17 protein-coding genes, 1 tRNA gene and 1 other RNA gene are annotated in these 25,259 nt (G+C 70.5%); 10 read left to right on the top strand and 9 right to left on the bottom strand.

The features are described from left to right. Positions 1 to 15: 15 nt before the first annotated feature. From Q0283_RS09205 to mptB (Q0283_RS09185), 5 genes are all read right to left on the bottom strand, one after another. A complete protein-coding gene (locus tag Q0283_RS09205) occupies positions 16 to 1,992 on the bottom strand; it encodes an amino acid transporter (RefSeq protein WP_183525140.1) in 1,977 nt (658 codons plus the stop codon). A gap of 125 nt (positions 1,993 to 2,117) precedes the next feature. After that, positions 2,118 to 4,328, bottom strand: coding sequence for a catalase/peroxidase HPI (gene katG / locus Q0283_RS09200; RefSeq protein WP_183525137.1), 2,211 nt, complete (start codon positions 4,326 to 4,328; stop codon positions 2,118 to 2,120). A 411-nt stretch (positions 4,329 to 4,739) separates the two neighbouring features. Further along, the gene (locus Q0283_RS09195) at positions 4,740 to 6,167 is read right to left on the bottom strand and encodes a glycosyltransferase family 87 protein (RefSeq protein WP_183525134.1); all 1,428 of its coding nucleotides are present in this window, start codon (positions 6,165 to 6,167) and stop codon (positions 4,740 to 4,742) included. Beyond that, entirely contained in the window at positions 6,168 to 8,096 is a 1,929-nt protein-coding gene (gene mptB / locus Q0283_RS09190) for a polyprenol phosphomannose-dependent alpha 1,6 mannosyltransferase MptB (protein ID WP_183525132.1), read from the bottom strand. It abuts the gene before it with no gap. Next, the gene (gene mptB, locus Q0283_RS09185) at positions 7,988 to 9,580 is read right to left on the bottom strand and encodes a polyprenol phosphomannose-dependent alpha 1,6 mannosyltransferase MptB (RefSeq protein WP_183525129.1); all 1,593 of its coding nucleotides are present in this window, start codon (positions 9,578 to 9,580) and stop codon (positions 7,988 to 7,990) included. Before mptB (Q0283_RS09185) ends, mptB (Q0283_RS09190) begins: the two co-directional genes overlap by 109 nt. Before the next feature lie 84 nt (positions 9,581 to 9,664). Here mptB (Q0283_RS09185) and orn point away from each other — a divergent pair, with 84 nt between their 5' ends. The 7 genes from orn to Q0283_RS09150 all read left to right on the top strand — a co-directional run bounded on the left by orn (position 9,665) and on the right by Q0283_RS09150 (position 16,691). Next, positions 9,665 to 10,276 carry an oligoribonuclease gene (orn, locus tag Q0283_RS09180; RefSeq protein WP_183525126.1) on the top strand — a complete coding sequence of 204 codons (612 nt, stop codon included), beginning with the start codon at positions 9,665 to 9,667 and terminating at the stop codon, positions 10,274 to 10,276. Between the two features lie 78 nt (positions 10,277 to 10,354). After that, a tRNA-His gene (locus tag Q0283_RS09175) sits at positions 10,355 to 10,430 on the top strand. Positions 10,431 to 10,701: 271 nt separating this feature from the next. Beyond that, positions 10,702 to 11,940 carry an amidohydrolase gene (locus tag Q0283_RS09170; RefSeq protein ID WP_183524945.1) on the top strand — a complete coding sequence of 413 codons (1,239 nt, stop codon included), beginning with the start codon at positions 10,702 to 10,704 and terminating at the stop codon, positions 11,938 to 11,940. A 46-nt stretch (positions 11,941 to 11,986) separates the two neighbouring features. Next, positions 11,987 to 13,528, top strand: coding sequence for an MFS transporter (locus Q0283_RS09165; protein ID WP_183524943.1), 1,542 nt, complete (start codon positions 11,987 to 11,989; stop codon positions 13,526 to 13,528). 75 nt (positions 13,529 to 13,603) lie between these two features. After that, a complete protein-coding gene (locus tag Q0283_RS09160; RefSeq protein ID WP_183524940.1) occupies positions 13,604 to 15,136 on the top strand; it encodes an MFS transporter in 1,533 nt (510 codons plus the stop codon). Positions 15,137 to 15,247: 111 nt separating this feature from the next. Further along, positions 15,248 to 15,856 carry a peptide deformylase gene (gene def / locus Q0283_RS09155; RefSeq protein ID WP_183524937.1) on the top strand — a complete coding sequence of 203 codons (609 nt, stop codon included), beginning with the start codon at positions 15,248 to 15,250 and terminating at the stop codon, positions 15,854 to 15,856. Positions 15,857 to 15,866: 10 nt separating this feature from the next. Beyond that, positions 15,867 to 16,691, top strand: coding sequence for a CPBP family intramembrane glutamic endopeptidase (locus tag Q0283_RS09150; RefSeq protein ID WP_183524934.1), 825 nt, complete (start codon positions 15,867 to 15,869; stop codon positions 16,689 to 16,691). Between the two features lie 84 nt (positions 16,692 to 16,775). Here the strand turns inward: Q0283_RS09150 and Q0283_RS09145 are convergent, their stop codons facing one another. After that, complete coding sequence (locus tag Q0283_RS09145) at positions 16,776 to 18,230, bottom strand: glyceraldehyde-3-phosphate dehydrogenase (protein WP_183524931.1); 1,455 nt, start codon at positions 18,228 to 18,230, stop codon at positions 16,776 to 16,778. Between the two features lie 422 nt (positions 18,231 to 18,652). Between Q0283_RS09145 and Q0283_RS09140 the strand changes: the two genes are divergently transcribed. After that, positions 18,653 to 20,551 (top strand): BCCT family transporter, encoded by a 1,899-nt coding sequence (locus Q0283_RS09140; protein ID WP_298044301.1) that lies wholly within the window; start codon positions 18,653 to 18,655, stop codon positions 20,549 to 20,551. A gap of 70 nt (positions 20,552 to 20,621) precedes the next feature. Here Q0283_RS09140 and rnpB read toward each other — a convergent pair. Further along, positions 20,622 to 21,015, bottom strand: an RNA gene (gene rnpB, locus Q0283_RS09135) — RNase P RNA component class A. 79 nt (positions 21,016 to 21,094) lie between these two features. On the opposite strand from rnpB, the gene Q0283_RS09130 reads away from it, so the two are divergent. Together Q0283_RS09130 and Q0283_RS09125 are read left to right on the top strand one after the other, a co-directional pair. Beyond that, positions 21,095 to 21,910 (top strand): YaaA family protein, encoded by an 816-nt coding sequence (locus Q0283_RS09130; protein WP_183524925.1) that lies wholly within the window; start codon positions 21,095 to 21,097, stop codon positions 21,908 to 21,910. 111 nt (positions 21,911 to 22,021) lie between these two features. After that, positions 22,022 to 23,326 carry a glycine cleavage T C-terminal barrel domain-containing protein gene (locus tag Q0283_RS09125; RefSeq protein ID WP_183524922.1) on the top strand — a complete coding sequence of 435 codons (1,305 nt, stop codon included), beginning with the start codon at positions 22,022 to 22,024 and terminating at the stop codon, positions 23,324 to 23,326. Between the two features lie 76 nt (positions 23,327 to 23,402). On the opposite strand, the gene Q0283_RS09120 is transcribed toward Q0283_RS09125, so the two are convergent. Next, positions 23,403 to 24,443 carry a reverse transcriptase-like protein gene (locus tag Q0283_RS09120; RefSeq protein WP_183524919.1) on the bottom strand — a complete coding sequence of 347 codons (1,041 nt, stop codon included), beginning with the start codon at positions 24,441 to 24,443 and terminating at the stop codon, positions 23,403 to 23,405. 48 nt (positions 24,444 to 24,491) lie between these two features. Further along, positions 24,492 to 25,259: a zinc ribbon domain-containing protein gene (locus Q0283_RS09115; RefSeq protein ID WP_183524916.1), complete on the bottom strand. Its 768-nt coding sequence runs from the start codon at positions 25,257 to 25,259 to the stop codon at positions 24,492 to 24,494.

The raw sequence follows: 25,259 nt of genomic DNA, 5'->3' as shown, positions 1-25,259 counted from the left end.
CCGGGACGGCGTCGGCTATCCGACGTGCACCCAGGGACGGCGGGTGAGGTCCGGTTCGGCCCGGCGCAGCACCTCGCGGGTCACCGGGGCGATCTCCCCGGCCCCGAAGACCAGGAAACGCAGCAGGTTCACGAGCGGGTCGCCCTGGGTCCAGCGGAAGTAGACGTGGGGCATCAGCCCCGTCACGTCCCGGATGTGCAGCAGCACCGCGGCGATCGCGTTGGGCACGGCCGGCCCGTGGACCTCCAGGACCTGGTAGCCGTGCCGGGTGATCCCGTGGACGGTCAGTTCGGTCTCGAACTCGGAGGAGTCCTCCACCACCACCTCCAGGAACAGGACGTTCTGCTCAGGGGCCAGGTGGTAGACGGCGCGCGCGGCGGTGAGTTTCTTGGCGTAGGCGCCCTCGTCCAACCGCTGCGGCTCGTGGGCGATGAGATGGATCTGGTCGCCGTCCTCGGCGGCCAGGAACTCGACCGCAGGGGCGTCCAGGTGCACCCGGGGGGCGTGCAGTTCGAAGGACCGGCTGGCCCGGGAGGCGAACGAGACGACCAGGATGCCCAGGATGAAGATCGTGGCGATGCGCAGGCCCTCGGGGCGTTCCACGATGTTGACCGTGATGGTGTAGACGAAGACCAGGGACACCACCCCGAAGCCGGCCGCCGCACGCCACTGCCGGCGGGCCCGGGCCGAGAGGGCGACCGCGACGGCCGCGGACGTGATCAACGCCAGCACCCCCGTGGCGTAGGCCCCGCCCTGAGCATCGACGTCGGCGTCGAAGGCCACGGTGACGGCGAACGCGATCGCGGTCAGCACCAGGACCAGCGGCCTCGAGGCCCGCGCCCACTGCGGGGCCATTCCGTACCGGGGCAGGTAGCGCGGCACCAGGTTCAGCAGCCCGGCCATGGCCGAGGCCCCGGCGAACCAGAGGATCGTTATGGTACTCAGGTCGTACACGGTGCCGAACACCTCTCCCAGGTGTTCATGGGCGAGGTAGGCCAGTGCCCGCCCGTTCGCCTCGCCGCCGGGAGCGAACTCCCCGGCGGGAATGAGCACCACGGTGGCGAAGCTGGACGTCAGCAGGAAACCGCTCATGATCAGCGCCGCGGTGGTCAGCAGCCTCTGCGTCCCCGCGACCCGGCCCACCGGGTGCGCCTCGGTGTCCGAGGCGGAGCCGCGGACCTGCGGCATCACCGCCACCCCGGTCTCGAACCCGGACAGTCCCAGGGCCAGTTTCGGGAACACGAGCACGGCCGCCGCCACCGCCAGCGCCGGATTGCCCTGCGAACCCACCAGGGCACCCCACCAGTCCCCCACCACCACCGGATGGGTGAACGCCAGCACCAGGCAGGTGACGATCAGCACCGCGTTCAGGACCAGGTAGACGGCCACCACCAGCACCGCCACCCCGATGACCTCGTGGAAGCCTCGCAGGAACACCGCTCCGAGCCCGCCGAGCAGCACCAGGGTGATGGCCACCTCATGACCCTCGAGCCACCCCGGGGCCAGGGGGTTCTCCACCAGGTGTGCCGTGGCGTCGGCCGCCGAGAGGGTCATGGTGATGATGAAGCTGGTGGCCGCGAACCCCAGCAGGGCCAGCACGAACAGCTTGCCCCGCCACCGCGGCAACAGGCCCTCGAGCATCGCGATCGATCCCGAGCCGTGCGGACTCTCGGCGGCCACCCGGCGGTAGACCGGCAGCGCCCCGAACAGGGTCACCAGCACCAGCACCAGGGTGGCCAGCGGAGACAGGGCGCCGACCGCCAGGGCGGCGATGGCCGGCTGGTACCCCAGGGTGGAGAAGTAGTCGACCCCGGTCAGGCACATCACCTGCCACCACGGATGCCGTCGTTCGTTCTCCCTGACCTTGCCGTAGGGCCCGGTGTGGGCGCCGCGTACCTCCGGCAGGTCGTGCAGCAGCCAGTACCGCAGCCTCGCGTGCGGCGAGGGACGGGGACCGCGGAACTCCTCCGGGGGCCGGCTCAGCGTCGTCATCACATCGCCCTTCCGTGCCAGCTGGGACGCTGGGACGAAGCCGACAGTACTCCCGGCCACCGGACCCGGACCCGGGTCTTGATGGATCCTTTACACCACCGGCCCGGGACCGGGAGGCCGCCCGGTCATCGGCGGAGGTCGAACCGGTCGAGCTCCATGACCTTGGACCAGGCCTCCGCGAAGTCGCGCACGAACTTCTCCGGGGCATCGTCGGCGGCGTAGACCTCGGAGATGGCGCGCAACTGGGAGTGGGAACCGAAGACCAGGTCCGCGGCGGTGGCGGTCCACCTGACCTCGTCCTCGCCGAGGTCCCGGATCTCGAAGACCTCCTCGTCAGTCTCCGACGCCCTCCACTCCATGCCGGCCCGGAGCAGGTTGACGAAGAAGTCGTTGCTCAGGGTCCCGGGGCGGTCGGTGAGGACGCCGTGGGGCGACTGGCCGTGGTTGGCGCCCAGGACCCGCAGTCCCCCCACCAGCACCGTCATCTCCGGCGCCGACAGGTTCAGCATGTAGGCACGGTCGACGAGCAGGGTCTCGGGTGACAGTTCCGTCCCGGGTGTGCGGAAGTTGCGGAAGCCGTCGGCCTCCGGTTCCAGCACGGCGAAGGAGGCGACGTCGGTCTGCTCCTGGGTGGCGTCGGTACGCCCCGGGTGGAACGGGACCCGGACCTCGTGACCGGCACCGCGGGCCGCCTGTTCGACGGCCGCGCAGCCGCCGAGGACGATCAGGTCGGCCAGCGAGACCCTCGTCCCGTCGGAACGGGACGCGTTGAACTCCTGCTGGATCCCCTCGAGGACGCGCAGCACCTCGGTCAGCCGGTCCGGTTCGTTGACCGTCCAGTTGCGCTGCGGCTCCAGGCGGAGGCGGGCGCCGTTGGCCCCGCCCCGGTTGTCGGTACTCCGGAAGCTGGCGGCGGAGGCCCACGCCGTGGAGACCAGTTGCGGCACCGTCAGCCCGGACTCCAGGACGGCCGCCTTCAGACGGGCCACGTCCTCGTGGCCGATCAGTTCGTGGTCCACCTCCGGCACCGGGTCCTGCCACAACTGCGGCTCGGGGACCCAGGGACCCAGGTACCGGGAGACGGGACCCATGTCCCGGTGCAGCAGCTTGTACCAGGCTTTGGCGAACGCCTCGGCGAACTCCTCCGGGTTCTCGTGGTAGCGACGGGAGATCTTCTCGTACACCGGGTCGCTGCGCAGTGCGAGGTCGGTCGTCAGCATGGTGGGCCGGTGCTTCCTGTCCGGGTCGTGGGCGTCCGGGACGGTCTCCGGCGCGTCCTTGGCCACCCACTGGTGGGCCCCGGCCGGGCTCGTGGTCAGTTCCCACTCATGGCCGAAGAGGTTGCCGAAGAAGCCGTTACCCCACTGCGTGGGTGTGCTGGTCCAGGTGACCTCCAGACCGCTGGTGATCGCGTCGGCGCCCTTGCCCGAGCCATAGGAGCTCATCCACCCCAGACCCTGCGCGGACACCGGGCAGGCCGCCGGCTCGGGGCCCACCTGGTCGGCCGGTCCGGCGCCGTGGGTCTTGCCGAAGGTGTGCCCGCCGGCGATCAGCGCGACGGTCTCCTCGTCGTTCATGGCCATGCGGCCGAAGGTCTCGCGGATGTCGCGGGCCGCGGCCACCGGGTCCGGGTTGCCGTTGGGCCCCTCGGGGTTGACGTAGATGAGTCCCATCTGCACCGCGGCCAGCGGGCCGGAGAGCTCGCGGTCACCGGCGTACCGCTCGTCCCCCAGCCAGGTGTCCTCCGGCCCCCAGAACATCTCCTCGGGCTCCCACACGTCCTGACGCCCGAAGGCGAAGCCGAAGGTCTTGAAGCCCATGGACTCCAGTGCCACGTTCCCGGCCAGGACCAGCAGGTCGGCCCAGGAGACCTTCCGGCCGTACTTCTGCTTGATGGGCCAGAGCAGGCGCCGCGCCTTGTCCAGGTTGGCGTTGTCCGGCCAGCTGTTCAGGGGCTCGAACCGCTGGGCCCCGTCGCCGGCGCCGCCGCGGCCGTCGGCGATCCGGTAGGTGCCCGCGGAGTGCCAGCTCATCCGGATGAACAGTCCGCCGTAGTGGCCGAAGTCAGCGGGCCACCAGTCCTGGGAGCTGGTCATGAGCTCGGTCAGGTCGCGTCTGAGCTCCTCGACGTCGAGGCCCGCGAACTCGCGTGCGTAGTCGAAGTCACCGCCCAGCGGGTCGGTCGTCCTCGAGTGCTTGCGCAGCACGCCCAGGTCCAGGTGGTCGGGCCACCAGTCCTGGATGGTCCGCGGACGGTGCCGCACGGGGGTGGGTGCGTCGATGACCGGGTTCTCGCTCTCGCTGCCGTGAACGGGCGCGTCGGGGGTCGTGGACATGGGATCTTCCTTTCGGGCCGGCAGAGCCGGAATGAACCGCCCCCTGACATCCGGGGCGTCGGCTCCGCGGGGAGCGCCGGAGTGGTCTATGCAGAGGCCGGGATCCCCGAGCGCCTCCCGGCGCCGGGATCCTTCGGTCGACGGGACGACATCCACGGACTCGAAGAGACGGCGGGAAGAGGGCAGGGGAAGGGATGGCGTCGACGAGCGGGGCGATGCCGGCGCGGGAGGCGCACACGGTGTTCCTCCCGTTCACCGCGGTCCGGCCGGCCGACGAGGGCCCCTGTGGAGCGACCGGTCATCCGATCGCGCCACCACACCCCGAATTGTCGTGGCCGCCCGGGGGGCCGTCAAGCAGTCGCGGCCGCGCCGGCGACGCCCCGGGATGCGTGGGCACGCAGCCGCACGGGATCAGGTGACCCGGACCGGTCCGCGGCCCGCGGGTGGCAGCAGGAACCGGTCCGGTTCCCTGGCCAGCACCCCCGCGGAGGGGTCATAGGCCCGGGCCTGCTCGGGCGGCAACCCCTCCGGTGCGGACCGCCGGACCAGGTCTCGCCCGGGATGGCGGATGTCCCGGATCACCGAGACGCTGATCCAGATCACGGCGGCCATGTGCAGCACGATCCCGGAGCCGTACCAGAGCGGGATCCACAGGGCCCCGCCGCCGAACGCGCCGTCGGAGGTGATCCGGGCAGACTCCATCCAGACCCCGCCCCAGTGGTAGGCCTCCGCCGCCTGCCAGATCCAGAACTGCTTCCAGTCCGGGCGGGCCAGGACCACCAGCGGGATCAGCCACATCACGAACTGCGGGGAGTACACCTTGCCCAGCAGCAGGAACGCGGCCACGATCAGCAGGCACAACTGGGCCATCCGGGGCCGGGTCCGTGCCGACAGCCCGAGCCAGGCGACGCCCAGGCAGCACAGCGCGAACAACCCGTTCGAGATCAGCGAGAAGGTCTCCCCCGACCAGCCGGTCCAGGTGAAGGCCAGCCACAGCGAGGAGAAGGACACCTCACGGTCCCCGGAGAAGGTGTAGAACCGGCTCCACTGGTCGAAGGCGGTGAGCATGAACGGGACGTTGACCGCCAGCCAGGCCGCCACGCCGGCCGCGAGCGATGCGAAGAACACCCGGAGCCGTCCGGTCCGCCAGCACAGGACCAGGATGGCGCCGAAGAAGAACAGCGGGTACAGCTTCATCGCCGCTCCCAGCCCGAGCACCAGGCCCGCCAGTACGGGATGGTTCCGGGACCACAGCCACAGTCCGAGGGCTGCGAGCATGACGGCCCACAGGTCCCAGTTCAGGAACGAGGTGAGGATGATCCCGGGTGCCACGGCCACCATCAGGGCGTCCTTGGACCGGCCGCGCGCGGTGTGGGCCGTCGCGATGACCACCACGAGCCAGCACAGCAGGGCGCCCACGGCGTTGACGTCGAAGTAGGTGACGGTCCGTTCCAGCATGGTCCCCTGGGCCGGCACGAACCACGACGTCACCCCGGCCACCACGGCCAGCAGCGCGGGGTACTCCATCCACTGCTCCTCCGGCAGCGGGGTGTAGAACGGGAAGTATCCCTCTGCCAGCCCGCGGGTCGGGAACAGCTGCCCGAAGTCCGAGTAGCACATGTGGATGTGCACCCCGGGGGCCTCCCACCCGTTGATCCGGCACCACTGCTTGGACAGCAGGGCCACCACGCCGGCCAGCAGCGTGGCGAGGACCAGCACCACCAGCACGCGCCGGTCCGGGCCGTCGGCGCGGGCGGCAGGATTGCCCGGGAACGCGGGGGCGCGGGACGGTGTCCGGCCCCCACCACGGTCGGGCTGCACGGGTCGGGTCTGGCTCACTCAGGTCTCCTGGGAATTCTCGGGGGCCGCACCGGTGGGGCGGGTCCCGGCGGATGGTTTCGGGGCGCTGTGCGGGGCCCTGCCCCGGGCGTGGACCGGCGCACTGATCGCACCGCGCCGACCGGGATCCGACGTGCGGATGCGCCGGCGGCCGGTGAACGGGAACAGGGTCGAGGTCTTCGGGTCCAGGAAGACGATGAACACCATATAGGCCGCGCCCACGGCCCCGGTGATGATCCGCACCCAGAGCAGGGAGATCCACTGGGCCACGGACAACTGGTCCACCACCCCGATCGCCACCAGCACCATGACAACCAGGTACAGCGTCCAGAGCGGCCAGCCCCGCCAGCGGTGGACCACCGCGAACATCGGCAGCACCCACAGCAGGTACCAGGGCTGGATGATCGGGGCCAGGAGCACGGCCGCCGACAGCGCCAGGCCGGTGGACAGCACGGGGTTGACGGGGCGCCGGGTCAGGGCCAGCCAGGCGGTCAGCCCCATCGCCAGCACCTTGCCCGCGGCATAGACGACGTCGGCCGCGGCCCGCGCGTCGACGCCCGTCACCGACTCCGTCACCCAGCCGATCCCGAGTCCCAGCAGGCCGAACGGGGCGTAGGGGAACGCCGCGCCCCCGGAGGTGAGCATGGCCGGCACCCAGCCGAACCACAGCCCGGTCAGGCCCCCGACGGCGGCCAGCACCACCGCGGTCACGGCCAGGCATCCGGCCCAGGCCCGGGCCCGCTCCCCCCAGCCGGGCGTCCCGGCCCGGCCGCCGTCGGGTTCCGGGCCACCGGTCCCGGAGGAACCGGCCGGCCCGGCGGCGCCACCGGTCGACGTGGTCCGGTGCACCCCCGACTGGTGGGTGCCGCGCAGCAGGAGCAGTCCGGCGAAGGGCAGTGCGATCAGCGTGAGCGGTTTGATCGCGATGGACAGCGAGACCAGGACCAGTCCGCCGAGCGTGCGGGCCCGTGAGGAGTCCGGGCCGAGCAGGACGAAGCCGCACAGCAGCAGCCCGACCATCAGGGCGTCGTTGTGGATGCCGGCGATCATGTAGAGCGCGAACAGCGGATTGGCGATCGAGACCCACGTGGCCCAGCCGGGCGGGGTGCCGAAGCGGCGGGCCAGCCGGGGCACGGCCCACAGGCACAGGCCCAGGCCGAGCACGGAGACCCCGCGGAACAGCAGGAAGGCGGGCTCAGGGCTGCCCCCCGTGAGGAACCAGACCGCGCGGGCGACGAGCAGGAAGAGCGGGCCGTAGGGCGAGGGCGACTCCGCCCAGATGGAGTCCGCCCCCTGCATGAACCAGCCGGGCAGTTCCGAGATCCAGTCCTCGTACGGGTTCAGCCCTGCGTGCAGCAGCCGGCCCTGGCCGAGGTAGGAGTAGACGTCGCGCGAGAACACCGGGAAGGCCAGCATCAGGGGCGCGGCCCACAGCCAGGTCGCGCGCACCACCACGTCCCGGGACCCGTTCCACCGTCCCTCGAGCCGCTGGCCCAGCCGCAGCCAGGCCCGCACCAGCAGCAGGGAGCCCAGCACCAGCAGCACGGCGCAGGCGATCACCCCGGCCGGTTCGACCCGCAGGGGGTTGAGGATCGTGGTCCGGGCGAACAGGGAGGTGGGCGTGCTGGCCAGCCAGCCCACGCCCCACGAGCCGACCATGATCATGACCGACCCGATCAGGCCCTGCCGCAGCGAGAGGGTGGTGTCCTCATCGGCCCCGCCGATCAGCCAGCGCGTGGCCCGGAGCGTCCCGAGCCGTCCCCGCAGTCGGTCCAGCGACGCCGGGCGCGCGGGGAGGCCCGGGGGGTGGTCGGCGGCGTTCACGAAGCGGTCGATCCCGTCCGCCGGGTCTCCCGCGGTGACGGCGCGGCCGGCCGGCGGCCCCGCAACCGGGCCAGGAAGGCGCGCGCGGCCGGGCGCAGGTGCCACTCTTCCTTCATCACCGAGCTCGTCCACGGGTCGAGCAACAGGACCCACACCATGCAGGCCCAGGAGAGCAGGGTGGCCAGGTGCTTGAGCTGGTCCTCGATCCCCAGGAACTGCCAGACGAAGAGCTGGTCGGCGGCCCCGAACGCCACGAAGAAGGCGACCGTGAAGATGACCCACTTCAGTTGCCAGTCGCTGCGGATGCCGATCACCGCGAAGAACGGCAGCAGCCAGAGCAGGTACCAGGGCTGGATGATCGGGGACAGCACCACCAGGGCGGTGAAGGCCCAGGTCATGCGCTGCATCAGGTGCTCGTGGCGGCCGCGGAACATCAGCCAGACGACGATCAGGATGGACAGCAGCCTGCCACCGGTCTTGAACGCGTCCAGGACCCACTGGTCGGGGATGCCCAGCGAACCCAGGACCACCCGGGTGGCCTCGGCCATGATGCCGATGGGCGACCACGGCACGGAACCGGTGCCGGTCTCCAGCATCACGCCCAGCCAGCCGAAGCCGAAGCCGCTGAACCAGCCGACCACCACCATCAGGGCCCCGGCGATCCCGGCCGTCAGGAACCAGTAGCCGAACCGCCGGGCCCAGCTGGCGCCGCGGCCGGCCCACAGCAGGCCGATGAACGGCAGCAGCACCATGGTGATCGGCTTGATGCCGAGGGAAGCGGTCACGAACAGCACGCCGAGCAGTCCCCGGCCCGTGGCCGCGTACCAGACACCAGCCAGGGCCAGGCCCACCATCAGGGCATCGTTGTGGCCGGAGGCCACGAAGCTGATCAGGAACAGCGGGTTGGCCACCGTGATCCACTGCGCCCGGGCGGCGTTGGTGCCCAGCAGCCGGGCGAGCCGGGGCACGTAGACCATGATGAGCGCGACGCCGGCCACGGCGGCCAGGCGGAACAGGAAGATCGCGGCGTCCGGGTCGTCGGGGCCGGTCACCGCCATGACGAACTGCTCGATCCACAGGAACACCGGCCCGTAGGGGGTGTCCGTCTCCGCCCAGGTGGTGTCCGCGCCGAGCTGGAACCAGTTCGACAGGGTGGAGATGCCGTCCTCGTAGGGGTCCCGGCCGGCCAGCATGAGCCGGCCCTGGCCGATGTAGGCGAAGATGTCCCGGGAGAAGATCGGCAGGCAGGCCAGCAGCGGCAGGGTCCAGAGCGCCGTGGACAGGGTGACGATGCGCAGGGCACCCGGACCGAACGGCCGCAGCACCTTGCCCAGCCGCAGCCAGCCCCAGAACATCAGCCAGCAGCCGGAGGTCATGACCACGGTCCCGGTGATGACCCCGGACTCGGTGGTCCGCCACGGGATGAGCCAGCCCCAGCGGTTCACCGGCGAGGCGGAGGCGAGCCAGCCGACGGACAGCGAACCGGCCATGACGGCCAGCGAGCCGACGAGGCCGATGAGCACCGGGATCCACACGATGCCGGTCCATCGGGCCGGGGCCGGGGGCGTCCCGGTGCTGGGCACGCTCATCGGGGCGGCGTCCTTCCGTGCTGGGCGGGCCGTCTGCAGGGCCCTCCACAAACTACCACCGGCCGTGGGGCTACTGTGGGACGCGTGGCAGCGACAGCAGAGAACCTCGTGTGGATCGATTGTGAGATGACCGGACTGGACCCGGTGGCGGACGCCCTGGTGGAGATCGCCGTCCTGGTGACCGACCCCGAGCTCAACGTGCTCGGCGAGGGCGTGGACATCGTCATCCGGCCCCCGCAGGAGGCCCTGGACCAGATGGTCCCGTTCGTGCGGGACATGCACACCTCCTCCGGACTGCTCGAGCAGCTTCCCGGCGGCGTCTCCCTCGCCGAGGCGTCCGAGGCGTGCCTGGCGTACATCACCGAGCACTGCCCGGACCCGGGCAAGGCGGTGCTGGCCGGGAACTCGGTGGGCCAGGACAAGCTGTTCCTCACGCGCGACCTGCCGGCGATCACGGACCACCTGCACTACCGGATCGTGGACGTGTCCACGATCAAGGAACTCGCCCGCCGCTGGTACCCCAAGGCCTACTTCCAGGCACCGGCCAAGACCGGCGGTCACCGCGCCCTCGGGGACATCGTGGACTCCATCAACGAGCTGCGCTACTACCGGTCCGCCATCATGGTCCCGGCCCCGGGTCCGGACTCCAGGACGGCCCAGAAGATCGCCGCCGGACTGGACACGGTCCAGTCCTGATCCACCGGTGCGCACAGCACCCCGGAAAGCGTGTATTATGGAACGCGCTGTCCCGGTCGGTTCCACCGGCCAGGCATGGTGGGTATAGCTCAGCTGGTAGAGCGTCTGGTTGTGGTCCAGAAGGTCGCGGGTTCAAGCCCCGTTACTCACCCCAGTGAAGGCCCGGTGCGGAGGATTCCTCCACACCGGGCCTTCTGTCCCTCCCCCGGGCATCGCCCGGCGCCGCTCGCCGCCGATCCACGGCCACAGGCCCCCTCCGGTGCGGGCAGAGCCTCGTGAGACGAAAGAGACATCCACCGGAGACGCACGTCATGGACGGACACTCGCGGGGAGTCCTATGTTGGTCCCGTAGCGGACTTCCCGGTGTCAGGGGTCGGTTCACCCTCCTCACCGCGCAGTCAGACCGCGATGACCGAGGAGCAACGATGCCCGCCTTTTCCTTCCTGGACGACCTCGAGAGCCAACTCGAGTGGCAGCGGCAGCTGTACCGGGACCTGCACCGCCACCCCGAGCTGAGCCTGCAGGAGCACCGGACCGCAGAGCGGATCGAGTCCGAGCTGGCCGGGCTGGGAGTGGCCGCACAGCGGATCGGCGGGACCGGCGTCGTGGGCGTGCTGGAGAACGGGACCGGGCCCACCGTCCTGTCCCGCGCCGACATCGACGCCCTGCCGGTCACCGAGGACACCGGACTCGACTACGCCTCCACGGTGGACGGGGTCATGCACGCCTGCGGACACGACATGCACATCGTCGCCCTGCTCGGCGCGCTCCGCCTGCTCAGCGAGAACCGCGAGGCCTGGTCCGGCACCTACATCGCCCTGTTCCAGCCGGCCGAGGAGAACGCCGCCGGTGCGCAGGCCATGCTGGACGACGGACTGGTGGAGAAGCTGCCCCGGCCGGACGTGGCGCTGTCCCAGCACGTCATGCCCTTCGCGGCGGGGACGATCGGCACCGCCCCGGGGCCGGTGCTCTCGGCCGGGGACTCCCTCAGGATCACCGTGTTCGGCCGCGGGGCCCACGGATCCATGCCGCACAACGCCGTGGACCCGGTGGTCCTGTGCGCCGCGATCGTGCTGCGCCTGCAGACCATCGTCTCCCGCGAGACCCAGCCCGGGCAGTTCGCCGTGGTGACCGTGGGTGCCTCCAACGCGGGATCGAAGTCCAACATCATCCCGGACCGCGGCGAGCTGCTGCTGAACCTTCGCACCTACGACACCGCGCTGCGCGAGAAGATCATGGCCGCGATCGAACGGATCGTGCGCGGTGAGTGCGCCGCGGCCGGCTCACCCCGGGACCCCGAGTTCGAGTACTACGACCAGTTCCCGCTGACCTCCAACGACGCCGGCACCCACGCCACGGTGACCGCCGCACTGACCGGGCACTTCGGGGCGGACGTCGTGTTCGACACCCAGCCCTACACCGCGTCCGAGGACTTCAGCCGCATCCCGGACGCCTTCGGCATTCCCTACGCCTACTGGTTCGTGGGCTCCGTGCCGCCCGAGAGGTACCGTGCCGCCGTGGACGCCGGCACCGTCTCCTCGGACATCCCCGCCAACCACTCACCCTTCTTCGCCCCGGCCATCGACCCGACCCTGGCGATCGGCACCCGCGCCCAGGCGGCCGCGGCCCTGGCCTACCTGGCCCCACAGGACCGGTCCGCCTAACGGCGCCCTCACACCACAGAGACATTCCAGACGAGGGAGATCTCGCATGTCCGTCACGTCCACCACACCCGCCACCACGGCCTGGACACCGAACGACCGCTGGCTGACGGGCATCGTCCTGGCCGTCGTCACGTTCTGGCTGTTCGCCCAGACCCTGCTCAACGTCATCCCCGGCATCCGGGACGCACTGGGCATCGAGGCCACCATCGCCAACCTGGCGGTGTCCATCACCTCCCTGTTCTCCGGGATCTTCATCGTCGTGGCCGGCAGCCTGGCAGACCGGATCGGCCGGACCAGGATCCTGCTCGTCGGCATCTGGCTGGGCATCCTCGGCTCCCTGCTGATCGTGCTCACCCCCGAGGACGCCGGCGGCCTGACCTCCGCCCTGCTGCTGGGCGGGCGCGTGGTCCAGGGACTGTCCGCGGCGTGCATCATGCCCTCCTCGATGGCCCTGATCAAGCAGTTCTACGAGGGCAAGGACCGCCAGCGAGCGCTGTCGTTCTGGTCGATCGGCTCCTGGGGCGGCTCCGGGCTGTGCTCCCTGTTCGGCGGCTTCATGGCCACCACCGCGCTGGGCTGGCGTTCGATCTTCGTGCTGTCGATCATCGTCTCCTTCGCCTCACTGCTGCTGCTGCGGGGCACACCGGAGTCCAAGGCCCAGGCCCCCGAGGGCGGTTACCGGCGCTTCGACTGGGGCGGGCTGATCGCGTTCATCATCATGCTCGTGGCCATCAACGTCTACATCTCCCAGGGACCGAACATCGGCTGGCTGAGCCTCACCGGCGTCGCGCTGGTCGTGGCGGCCGTCGTCTCCGGACTGGTGTTCCTGCAGATCGAGGTGCACCAGGGCGCCCCGTTCATCGACCTGAACCTGTTCAGGAACGGCACCTTCACCGGCGCCACGCTCTCGAACTTCCTGCTCAACGGCGCCGCCGGCACGCTGATCGTGGCCCTGGGCCTGGTGCAGGTCGCCGCCGGCATGAGCGCCCTGGAGTCCGGCCTGCTGACCATCGGCTACCTGGTGGCCATCCTGGCGACCATCCGCGTGGGCGAGAAACTGCTGCAGCGCTTCGGCCCCCGCAAGCCGATGCTCTGGGGCAGCATGATCACCGGCGTCGGCATCCTGATGTGCTCCATGACCTTCCTGCTCATCGAGCAGTACATCGTCCTGACGGTCATCGGGTTCACCCTGTTCGGCATCGGCCTGGGCTTCTACGCCACCCCCTCCACGGACGCGGCCCTGTCCAACGTGCCGGACAACCAGGTCGGGGCGGCCTCGGGCATCTACAAGATGGCGTCCTCACTGGGCAACGCGATCGGCGTGGCCATCTCCGCGGCGCTCTACGTCGCCGGCCAGGCCGTGGACCCGGCCATGATCCAGTCCTGGGGCCTCTTCATCGGCAACCAGGACAACGTGGCGTTGCGCTTCGGCGGTGCGATCGGCCTGCTGTTCAATGTGTTCATGGTCGTGGTGGCCATCGCCTCGATCATCCTGACCGTGCCGACCGAGGCACAACGGGAGGCCGAGGCGCGGGCCGCCGAGCGCGCGGAGCGCAAGGACGTGCCCCCGGCGCCGATCGGCAACTGAGGCTCCCGGCGCACGGGGCGCACGGGGCGAGGACACCGGGGATGTCCTGGGTCCGCTGAGACGACGGAGGTCCTCGTGTCCACCACAACGGCATCGACGGCGGCGGTCTGGAAACCCACGGACCGCTTCCTGCTGGGGATCGTGCTGTCGGTCATCACCTTCTGGTTGTTCGCGCAGACGCTGCTCAACGTCATCCCGGGCATCCAGGACGAGCTGGGGGTCCCGCCCACCCTGGCCAACCTGGCGGTGTCCATCACCTCCCTGTTCTCCGGGATCTTCATCGTGGTCGCCGGGAAACTGGCGGACCGGCTCGGCCGGATGAGGCTGCTGCGCACCGGCATCTACCTGAGCATCCTGGGATCGCTGGCCATCGCCCTGACGCCGGTGGACCTGGGCGCGCTCACCGCGTCCCTGCTCCTGGGCGGGCGGATCCTGCAGGGACTGTCCACCGCCTGCATCATGCCGGCGGCCCTGGCGCTGCTGAAGACCTATTACGACGGCAGGGACCGGCAGCGGGCCATGTCCTTCTTCTCGATCGGCACCTGGGGCGGGTCCGGGCTGTGCTCGCTGTTCGGGGGGTTCATGGCGTTCACCGCCCTCGGCTGGCGCTCGATCTTCTGGTTGTCCATCATCGTGGCCGTCACCGCCCTGCTGCTGGTGCGCGGCACGCCGGAGTCCCGGGCCGAGCCCGGGACGCACGCGGGCTTCGACTGGTCCGGGATGATCACCTTCATCGTGGCCCTGCTGGCCATCAACGTCTACATCTCCCAGGGCCCCACCATCGGCTGGACGAGCCCGGTGGGACTGGGCCTGGTGGCGCTGACGGTGATCGCCGCCATCACCTTCCTCCGGATCGAGACGCGCCAGAAGCAGACGTTCATCAACCTGCAGCTGTTCCGGGACCGGGCCTTCTCCGGGGCGGTCCTGTCCAACTTCCTGCTCAACAGTGCGGCCGGCACGCTGATCGTGGTGCTGGGACTGGTGCAGATGGCCTCCGGCTGGACCGCGCTCCAGGCCGGGACCCTGACCATCGGCTACCTGGCGGCCATCCTGGCGACCATCCGCGTGGGTGAGAAGCTGCTGCAGCGCTTCGGCCCGCGCAAGCCGATGATCTGGGGTGCCGTCATCACGGGGGCCGGCATCCTGATGTGCTCCATGACCTTCCTGCTGCTGGAGCAGTACGTGGTGCTGACCGTCATCGGGTTCACCCTGTTCGGCATCGGCCTGGGCTTCTACGCGACCCCGTCCCTGGACACCGCCATGGCGTCCGTGCCGCTCAGCGAGGGCGGCGCGGCCGGCGGCATCTACAAGATGGCCTCCTCGCTGGGCAACGCCATGGGAGTGGCCATCTCCGCCACGCTGTACGCGGCGGGGCGCGGGGTGGATCCGGCCATCATCCAGTCCTGGGGCCTGTTCATCGGCAACCAGGACAACGTCGCCCTGCGGTTCGGCGGGGCGATCGGCCTGCTGTTCAACGTCTTCATGGTCAGCGTCGCGCTCGTGTCCATCATCCTCACCATCCCGAAGGAACAGGTCGAGGTGAGCCACGTGCAGGAGTCGGCCCGGGCCCCGCGCCAGGACGTGGCCCCGCCGCCGATCGGCAACTGACACCGGGTGCCGGTCCCGGCGGGTGCCGGACCCGGCCCGGACACGGACCGGAGGGGCCCCGGACGCGGATAGACTGGACTGCGTTCTCGTCCCAGAAGGAGCCCCGCCACCATGACCATCCGTCCGATCACCATCCACGGCGAGCCGATCCTGCACCGCCGGGCATCGGAGGTCACGGCGGTCGACGCGGAGATCAGGACCCTCGTCGAGGACATGTTCGAGACCCAGGACGCCGCACGCGGCGTGGGGCTCGCCGCTCCCCAGGTCGGCGTCGGACTGCGCATCTTCACCTGGACCTTCGAGGACTCCGGTGAGGCGCCACCGCGCGGTCACGTGATCAACCCGGTCCTGACGCGCATCGGGAGGACCTCCCAGGAGGACCCGGACCCGGACGAGGAGTCCGAGGGCTGCCTGTCCGTCCCCGGCTACAGCTTCCCGCTCAAGCGGTCCGACCATGTCCGCCTCACCGGCCAGGACGTGGACGGCCACGAGATCGACTTCGAGGCCACCGGCTGGTTCGCCCGCGTCATGCAGCACGAGTACGACCACCTCGACGGGTACCTCTACATCAACCGGCTCAACGGCAAGTGGACCCGCCGGTGGAAGAAGAGCCTGCGTCGCGAGGGCTGGACCGTCCCCGGGAACACCTGGCTGCCGGGCACCGACCGCGACCCCTTCGGCCACGACGACGTCACCGAGGACGACCAGCAGACGCCGTAGTCTCGGCTGCATGCCCTCCGCAGAGCCCGCCTTCGTCGACCGCACCCGCGCCTCGCCGTGGGGACTGGCCGCGGCCGCCGGTGTCTGTGCCTCCGCGGTGGTGCTCTTCGCGTTCCTGCTCCCCGGTTGGGGCCATGCCCTGCTCGTGCTCAGCGTCCTGCTCGCCTGGCGGGTGGACGCCGGGCTCGGGCGGGACCTGACCCTCATCGGGGCGGGCATCGCCATCGTCAGCACCACCTCGGTGGAGGCCGACCTGCGCTGGGACCGGTTCTTCCTCCTCGGCGCGGTGCTCACCGCCGCCGTGGCCGTGCCGCTGCTGCTGGACCGGTTCTGGCTCCGCCGCCGCGTGATCGTCTTCCCGTGGCGCACCGGCACCCCGTGGACCAGGGTGCAGTGGTCCTACGTGATCGCGGTGCCGGTCCTGGGCTGGGCGATCCTGCCGGCCTACTTCATCCACTCCGGCAGCTACCAGAACTGGCCGCACGTGCAGGAGCCCTCCGAGCTGGCCCGGTTCTTCGTGGGCGTGAACTTCGTCGGCCTGTGGGACGAGCTGTTCTTCATCTGCACCTGCTTCGCCCTGCTCCGCCGGCACTTCGGGCTGTGGACGGCGAACGTCCTGCAGGCGATGGTCTTCGTGTCGTTCCTGTGGGAACTGGGCTACCGGTCGTGGGGTCCGCTGCTGACCGTCCCGTTCGCGCTGCTGCAGGGATGGATCTTCAACCGCACCCGCAACCTGACCTACGTGGTGGTGGTCCACCTGCTCTTCGACGTCGTCGTGTTCCTGGCGATCGTGCACGCCCACAACCCGGACGCGCTGCGCATCTTCGTCTACTGACGGCCCCGGACGGCACGACGGCGGCCGGTCGCCTCCCTCGTGCCGGGAGACGACCGACCGCCGTCGGGTCGGGTCAGGCCGTGGTCAGTCCCTGGGCAGGACCGGCACCGCGTCGCCGGCCATCTTCTCGATGACCCGGACGACCTGGCAGGAGTAGCCGAACTCGTTGTCGTACCAGACGTAGACGATGGCGTTCTTGCCGTCGTTGACGATGGTGGCCAGGCCGTCGACGATGCCGGCGCGGTTGGAGCCGACGAAGTCCGAGGAGACGACCTCCGGGGAGTGGATGTAGTCCATCTGGGCGCGCAGCGCACCGGTCAGGGACTCGTTGCGCAGGTGCGCGTTGAGCTCCTCGACGGACGTCTCCTTCTCCAGTTCCAGGTTCAGGATGGCCATGGAGACGTTCGGGGTGGGCACGCGGATGGCGTTGCCGGAGAGCTTGCCCTTGAGCTCGGGCAGGGCCTTGGCCACGGCCTTGGCGGCACCGGTCTCGGTGAGCACCATGTTCAGGCCCGCCGCGCGGCCGCGACGCGAACCCTTGTGGAAGTTGTCCGTGAGGTTCTGGTCGTTGGTGTAGGCGTGCACGGTCTCCACGTGGCCGTGGTCGATGCCGTACTCGTCGTTGATGATCTTGAGCACCGGCGTGATGCCGTTGGTGGTGCAGGAGGCGGCCGAGAGGATGGTGTCCTGCTCGGTGATGTCGTCCGTGTTGACGCCGAAGACGATGTTCTTGATATCGCCCTTGCCCGGTGCGGTGAGCAGGACCTTGGCGACGCCCTTGGACTTCAGGTGCTGGCCGAGGCCCTCCTCGTCACGCCAGCGTCCGGTGTTGTCCACCACGACCGCGTCCTTGATGCCGAACGCGGTGTAGTCGATGCTGGCCGGGTCGTTGGAGTAGATCACCTGGATCACGGTGCCGTTGGCGGTGATGGTGTTGTTCTCCTCGTCCACGGTGATGGTGCCCTCGAAGGGGCCGTGGATCGAGTCGCGGCGCAGCAGGGAGGCCCGCTTGACCAGGTCGTTGTCGGAGTTCTTCCGCACCACGATGGCGCGCAGGCGCAGCGAGGAGCCGCCGCCCTCGTGGGAGAGGATGATGCGGGCCAGCAGGCGGCCGATCCGGCCGAAGCCGTAGAGGACCACGTCGGTGGGCTCGTGCAGGCCCCCGCCGCCCTTGCCGGCGACCTCAGCCAGCTCGGTGTCCAGGAAGGACTGCAGGTCTCCCCCGGTCTCCTTGTACTTGTTGGCCAGCTTGGCCAGGTCCACGGAGGCCGCGCCGAGGTTCATCCCCGCCATGGCCTCGACGATCGGGAAGGTGTCCTCGACGGGCAGGACGGACTCGTCGATCTGCCGGGCGTAGCGGTGCGCCTTGATGATGTCGATGACGCCCTTGTGGACGAGCTGGCGGCCGTAGATGCTGGTGATCACGTTGTGGTCCCGGTACAACGTGCCGATCAGCGGAACCATCTTCTCGGCCAGTTCCTCCCGGTTGTTCCAGGCGGCGCGCTGGTCCTGCGCGATTCCGGTGGTCTCTTCTGCCACGGTAGGTCCTTCCCTCAAGCCCCTGCCTCCAGGGGGCGACTGCGCTGTCGCTGCACGGGCGCCGGTGGGCACCCGGTAGTGGAGACGGTCACGGCCCGTCCGGCCTGCCGTACCCGGTCGGTATACGGCCGGACCCAGTCTAGTGTTTCCGCACCACCCCGGTTCCGCATGTAGCCATGTGGTGGGCGCGCCCACCCTGTGGCGTGGGCCACTGCGGCCCGGTGACCGGTTCCGGGCCGGTCACGGCGGGGCCGGTGGACACGGTCCATATTCGCAGGACCGCGCCACTGACCCGCGGACTGGTCACGGGATAGGGTGCAGTCAATCGCATCATCCGTGACACGCGGACCTTCCACACGTCGCGCCACGCGTGCATCACTCTCGAGAGGAGGGCCGGGGCCGACGGGCCCCGGAGACGCCACATGAGCCATGAGACACAGTCGACGGCAGACCTGGTCAACGAACTGAGGGAAAGACGCAAGCGGCCCCCGCGCCGCACCGACCGTGCCACGGGGATCGATCCCTGGGTCTTCGGCATCGCGGGCGCCGTCGCCCTGGCCATGGTGCTGTGGGGATTCATCGGATCGGACTCCCTCGGGGCCTTCTCCGCCGACGCCCTGAGCTGGACCATCACCCACACCGGCTGGCTCTTCGTCATCGCCGCCACGGTGTTCGCGGTCTTCGTGATCGTGGTGGCGTTCAGCCGCTTCGGGCGCATCAACCTCGGCCAGGACGAGGAGAAGCCGGAGTTCAGGACGGTCTCCTGGATCTCCATGATGTTCGCCACCGGCATGGGCATCGGCCTGGTGTTCTACGGCGTGGGTGAACCGTTGTACTTCTACATGGCACCGCCCCCGGGGACCGTGGAGGGCCAGACCCCCGAGGCCGCCGGGGTCGCCATGGGCACCACGCTGTTCCACTGGACGATCTACCCGTGGGCCATGTACGCCGTGGTCGGCCTCGGGATCGCCTACGGCACCTTCCGGCTGGGCCGCAGCCAGCTGTTCTCCTCCATGTTCACCCCGCTGTTCGGGGAGAAGGCGGTCAACGGCTGGGGCGGGAGGGTCATCAACATCCTGGCCATCCTGGCCACGCTGTTCGGTTCCGCCTGCTCCCTGGGCCTGGGAGCCATGCAGATCGGCGGCGGTCTCCAGTCCGCCGGGGTCATCGAACAGGCCACCACGGCGATCCTCGTGATGGTCATCGGGATCCTCACCCTGGCCTTCGTGGCCTCCGCCGTGTCCGGGATCGCCCGCGGCATCCAGTGGCTGTCCAACATCAACATGGTGCTGGCCCTGCTCCTGGCGGTGCTGGTCTTCATACTGGGACCCACGCTGTTCGTGCTCAACATCCTCCCCAACGCCGTGGGCAGCTTCATCAACGACCTGCCGGTGATGGCCTCCCGCACCGGCTCCGGTGACCAGACGATGCAGGAGTGGCTGGGCACCTGGACCATCTTCTACTGGGCCTGGTGGGTGTCGTGGACCCCGTTCGTCGGGATGTTCATCGCCCGCATCTCCCGAGGCCGCACCATCCGCCAGTTCGTGGTGGGCGTACTGCTGGTTCCCTCGGCGGTCTCCCTGGTGTGGTTCACCATCTTCGGCGGTGGCGCGATCGGCATCCAGGAGCGCGCCGAGCAGGCCGGGGACACGGGCGCCCAGCTCGCGTCGATCGTGGACGGGGCGCCGGACATCAACTTCGACCTGATCCTGTTCGACATGCTCGGCGCCCTGCCGATGAACCAGGTGCTCACGCTCATCGTCACCGGCATCACGGTGCTCCTGATCGCCATCTTCTTCGTCACCGGCGCCGACTCGGCCTCGATCGTCATGGGCACCCTGAGCGAGCGGGGCACCACGGACCCCTCCCGCAAGGTGATCATCTTCTGGGGACTGGCCGTCGGGGGCGCGGCCGCGGCCATGCTGCTGGCCGGCGGCGATGAGCCCGCCGAGGCACTCAACGGCATCAAGAACATCACGATCGTCTCGGCGCTGCCGTTCGTCCTGGTCATGCTGCTGCTGTGCGTGGCGATCTGGAAGGACCTGCGCCGGGATCCGTTGATGCTGCAGGACAGGATCGCCCGCCAGGTCCTCGAGGACTCGGTCTCCATCGCCGTGGAGAAGCACCCGGACAGCGGGTTCGGCCTCGTGACGGAGGCCATCGCCATCCAGGCGGCGCGGCCCCGGGATGCCGACCACGACGGCGTGCCCGACCGCCTGGACGCCCCGGTCCCGGCCCCGGAGGATCCGGGCCCCCAGGAGGATCCGTCCCCGGCCGATGCCGCCCACCCCGGACACCGGCAGGAGCGGGAGGACCGGTAGCAGTACCAGACAGCGGCGAGGGCCGGCGTCGTCTCCCCTTCTCGGGAACGACGCCGGCCCTCGCCGGGGGTGGGACAGGCCGGTTGTACGCCGGGTTCTGTGCCGTGACCGGTTGCCCGGACCACGGTGACGGCCATCCATCTAGGCCCGCCGTTGCCGACGGGCTCGAGCGGCCAACCCGGATGCTCGGGCGGGCAGCCCTGCGAGCGCATCCTGTTCGGCCTTGCACCGGATGGGGTTTACCGAGCCGGCCCGGTCACCCGGACCGCTGGTGGTCTCTTACACCACCCTTTCACCCTTACCCGCGCCGGTGGATGCACGCACCCACCGTGCGGGCGGTCTGCTTTCTGTGGCACTGTCCTGCGGGTTACCCCGAGTGGGCGTTACCCACCATCCTGCCCTGTGGTGCCCGGACGTTCCTCACGGCATCGCACGCGATGCCCTGCGACCGTCCACCGGCCTGTCCCGGCCACCCAGTCTACCGCCACGCCCACCCCCCCTCGTGGCGGCGGCCCTCCCCCGCCCGGTGGCTAGGCTGTTCGGGTGCTCATCCTGCTGCCGCCCTCCGAGGGCAAGACCACTCCCAGCTCCGGCGCCCCGATGGAGCTCAGTTCCCTGTTCCTTCCCACGCTCACCGGCGAGCGCATCACGGTGATGGGCACCCTGGCCGCGGTGTCCACGGCACCGGACGCCGCCGAGGTCCTGGGGGTGGGCCGGGCGAAGCTGTCGGACATCGAGGCGAACCTCGTCCTGGACACGGCCCCCGCCGGCCCGGCCCACCAGGTCTTCACCGGGGTGCTCTACGACGCCCTGGACTACGCCTCCCTCCCGGAGGTCGCCCGCCGCCGGGCGCGTGAGGAGGTGCTGGTCTTCTCCGGCCTGTTCGGCGTGCTGACCCTGGGTGACCGGATCCCCAACCACCGCCTGACGGTCACCGCCACGCTGCCGACCATCGGACGGATGTCCTCGTGGTGGAAGCCCCGGCTCACTCCGCTGCTGGACGAGAAGGCCGCGCACGCCGGCGTGGTCGTCGACTGCCGCTCGGGCGGGTACGCGGCACAGTGGAAGGCCCCGGCGGAGACCACCGTGACGGTGGACGTGTTCCAGGTGCGCAACGGCGAGCGCACCGTGGTCTCGCACTTCGCCAAGCACACCCGCGGGCTGGTGGCCCGGGCCCTGCTGCTGGCGGGCCCCCGGGCGGCCCGGTCCCCGGAGACGGCGGCCGAGGTCGTGGCGGCCGCGGGCTCGGCCGCCGGTCCGTACGACTGGACGGTGGACCTGGTCCCGGCGTCGCAGACCCCCGGGTCGAGGCCGGGCCGGCTGGAGGTCACCCTGCCCGAGCGGTACTCCACCGTCTGAGCCGGTCGCCTCCCTCCTTCATCCCCCGGGACCGGCGGTGACCGGGACCTTTCCCCGGCCCGGGCGGGCCGCTACGGTGGTCGGATCCGATGCGCAGGAGGATGATCCGCCGTGAATCCCAACGTCCCCACCGTGGTGCAGTCCGACCGCACCGTTCCCATCAATCTGCGCCAGTCCGGGCCCACCCCGGTCCAGATGCTGATCGACACGCGCGTGCGGAAGTCGCCGTACTGGCACCTGTCCATGGAGGCCGGCTGCTGGCGGGCCTCGGTCTACAACCGCATGTACCACCCCCGGGGCTACGTGGCCCCCGAGGACGGCGGCATGATGGTCGAGTACGACTCCCTGGTGAACCACGTGACCCTGTGGAACGTGGCGGTCGAGCGGCAGATCCGGGTCCAGGGCCCGGACGCGGAGGCCTTCGTCGACTTCGTCATCACCCGGGACGCCACCCGGATCCCCGTCATGCACGCCCGTTACGTGATCCTGTGCAACGAGGCCGGCGGGATCCTGAACGACCCGGTCCTGCTGCGGCTCGCGGAGGACGAGTTCTGGTTCAGCCTCTCGGACTCGGACCTGCTGTTCTGGCTCCAGGGTGTCAACGTGGGCCGCCGGTATGACGTGGACATCCGCGAGATCGACGTCTGCCCCGTGCAGGTCCAGGGCCCGAAGTCCGTGGACCTCATGACAGACCTGTTCGGGGACGCGGTCGCCGGACTGCCGCCGTACGGCCTGCTCGCCGGGCAGGTGGCGGGCTGTGACGTGATCGTCTCCCAGACCGGGTTCAGCGGGGAGAAGGGCTACGAGATCTACCTCAAGGACGCGACCCTGCACGCCGAGACCATGTGGAACGCGGTCCTCGAGGCGGGCCGGCCACACCAGCTGGCCGTCGTGGCGCCCGCGCACCACCGTCGGATCGCGGCCGGCATCCTGTCCTGGGGCCAGGACATGGACCAGGAGACCCTGCCCTTCCAGGTCAACCTGGGCTATCAGGTCCCCCGGGGCAAGGCGGGCGAGTACGTGGGCAAGGCGGCCCTGGAGGAGGCCCGGCGGCAGGTCGAGGCGGGGACCCCGCCGTACACCCACCAGCTCGTGGGGATGCGGCTGGGCGGGGCGCCCATCGAGGACTACGCCCCGGACTTCTGGCTGATCAGTCCCGACGTCGACACCGACCCGGTCGGCTACGTCACCTCCCCCTGGTACTCGCCGGAGCTGGGTCACAACATCGCCATGGGGTACGTCCCGGTGGAGCTCGCCGGCCTGGGCACCGAGCTCTGGGTGCACCTGCCGGAGGAGTACGCGGACACCACCGGACGGCCCGTGGCGGCCGAGGTGGTCGAGCTGCCCTTCCGGCCCTCGGTCAACCCGAACCAGCGCGAGCTGCTGAGGCAACGGGGGCTGGACGCCGCCGAGTGAGGCGACGCCCCGGTCCCGTCCGCGTCCCCTGGCGGGCGTCACCGCCCGTGACGGCGGTCCGCGGCGCCCCAGCCTGTCAGGCGGTGCCCGCCTCGGCCACGAGCTCGACCTCGAAACCGCCGGGAGCCTCCAGGTAGGCGGCGTAGTGGCTGCGTCCCCCGGCGAAGGGGTGCTTCTCGGCGAACAGCACCGTGAAGCCCCGGTGGACCGCGCCCTCGACCAGCGCGTCGACCTCGGCCCGGGTGCCGGCCTGGAAGGCCAGGTGGTTGAGCCCAGGACGCAGCCGGTCATGACCGCCGGGACCCACGTCCGGTCCGGACTCCAGCACGAGGTACTCCCCGGCGCCCTGGTAGCTGGTGCCCTCGGACCACTCTCCGCTGACCTGGTAGCCGAGTTGCTGGAACAGCCAGCCCAGCGTCTGGCGGGCGCGGGCCAGGTCCTGCACCCAGATCTCCACGTGGTGCAGCCGGCCCGCCCGCCGCGGTGTCCCGGCGTCGGCGGGCCGTCCGGCGCTGTCCGCCGCGGCTGCCCCGGTCGCGGCCGGCACCGGTTCCGGTGCCGGCTTCTCCTGCACGGGCTGACGCCCGGGCGCCTGTGCCGGTTCCGGGGCGGACGTCGCGGTCCTCGTCGCCGTGGATCCGGCAGCCGCGGTGCCGGCCACCCGGATCCCGGACGTCGCGCGGACCCACGGGCGTCCGGACGCGCCGGCGTCCATGGCCTCGTTCGAGAGCAGGTCCGCGTCCTTGTTCTTCTCCCGGGGGATCCACTCGTACGTGACCCTGCCCGGGGGGAGGATCGCCCGGGCCTGGCCGGCCAGTTTCTGCATGTCCGCGTGCTTGATCTTCCAGCGCCCGCTCATCTGCTCCACCACGAGCTTGGAGTCCATCTTCACGTGCACCCGGGCCTCGGGGTCGAGGTTCCGGGCCATGGTCAGACCGGCTACGAGCCCGGAGTACTCGGCCACGTTGTTCGAGGCCCTGCCCAGCGGGGCGGCGTCGATGTCCAGGATCTTCCCGGTGGCCGGATCCCGAACGAGGGCACCGTAGCCGGCGACTCCGGGATTGCCGCGGGAGCCGCCGTCGGCCTCGACCTGCAGGACGCGTTCGGACACTGGCATCACTTCTCTCTGGTTCTGGACGGGTGGCCGGCCGGAGGCCGGCGGGGCTCAGCCCTCGGTGGCCCGGACCAGGATGGCCCCGGAGTCCGGGCAGTACACCAGCGTATCGGCCGGCGCCCGCTCGATCTGCGCGAGGTCCGCCGGGCTGATCGGCATGCCGGAGGCCTCCGAGTGGTTCCCGACCAGCCGCGCCGCCCCGATCCCGCCGGTGCGGGCCCGGACCTTCTCGTACCGGGCGACCAGTCCGGGGGGCAGGGTGGCCGCGAGCGCGGTGCGGTCCCTGGTCAGCTCGTTGCCGCGCGCGGAGACCTCGGTGGCCTCGGCCTTCAGCGCTGCCCCGCGGTCCCGGGCGGCGGACTGCGCCTCGGCCAGGAGCCGGTGGGCCTGCGCCTGCGCGGACTCGGCCTGTTCCACGGCGTCCATGGCCTCCAGCTCCGTCTCCTCGTGGCGGTCCTGTAGTTCGGCGAGCGTGGTGAGTTCGTGCATCATCCTCTCCAGGTCCCGGGCCGATCCCTCGCCGGCGTCCAGGCGCTTCTGGTTGCGCTCCCGGTGGGCCCGGACGGAGGAGACCTCCTGATCGGCAGCGGCCAGGGCGGCCTGCGCCGCGGCCAGCGACGCGGTGGCCTGGTCGGCCTCGGCCTGGCGGTCGGCGACCGCCTGCTGCAGCTGACGGAACCCGGGATCCTGGCGCAACTGCTGCATGCGCGACCGCGCCTGGTCCAGGGCGGTGTCCAGCGCCTGCAGGTCGAGCAGCCTCAGCTGTTCGGCCGGGGTCGCCGTGGTGGCCGGGGTCGCGGGGGTGGCGGAATCGGTCAT

The organism is uncultured Citricoccus sp. (assembly GCF_937871995.1).
Lineage (GTDB): Bacteria > Actinomycetota > Actinomycetes > Actinomycetales > Micrococcaceae > Citricoccus.
This window is presented reverse-complemented; position numbering and strand designations above follow the sequence as displayed.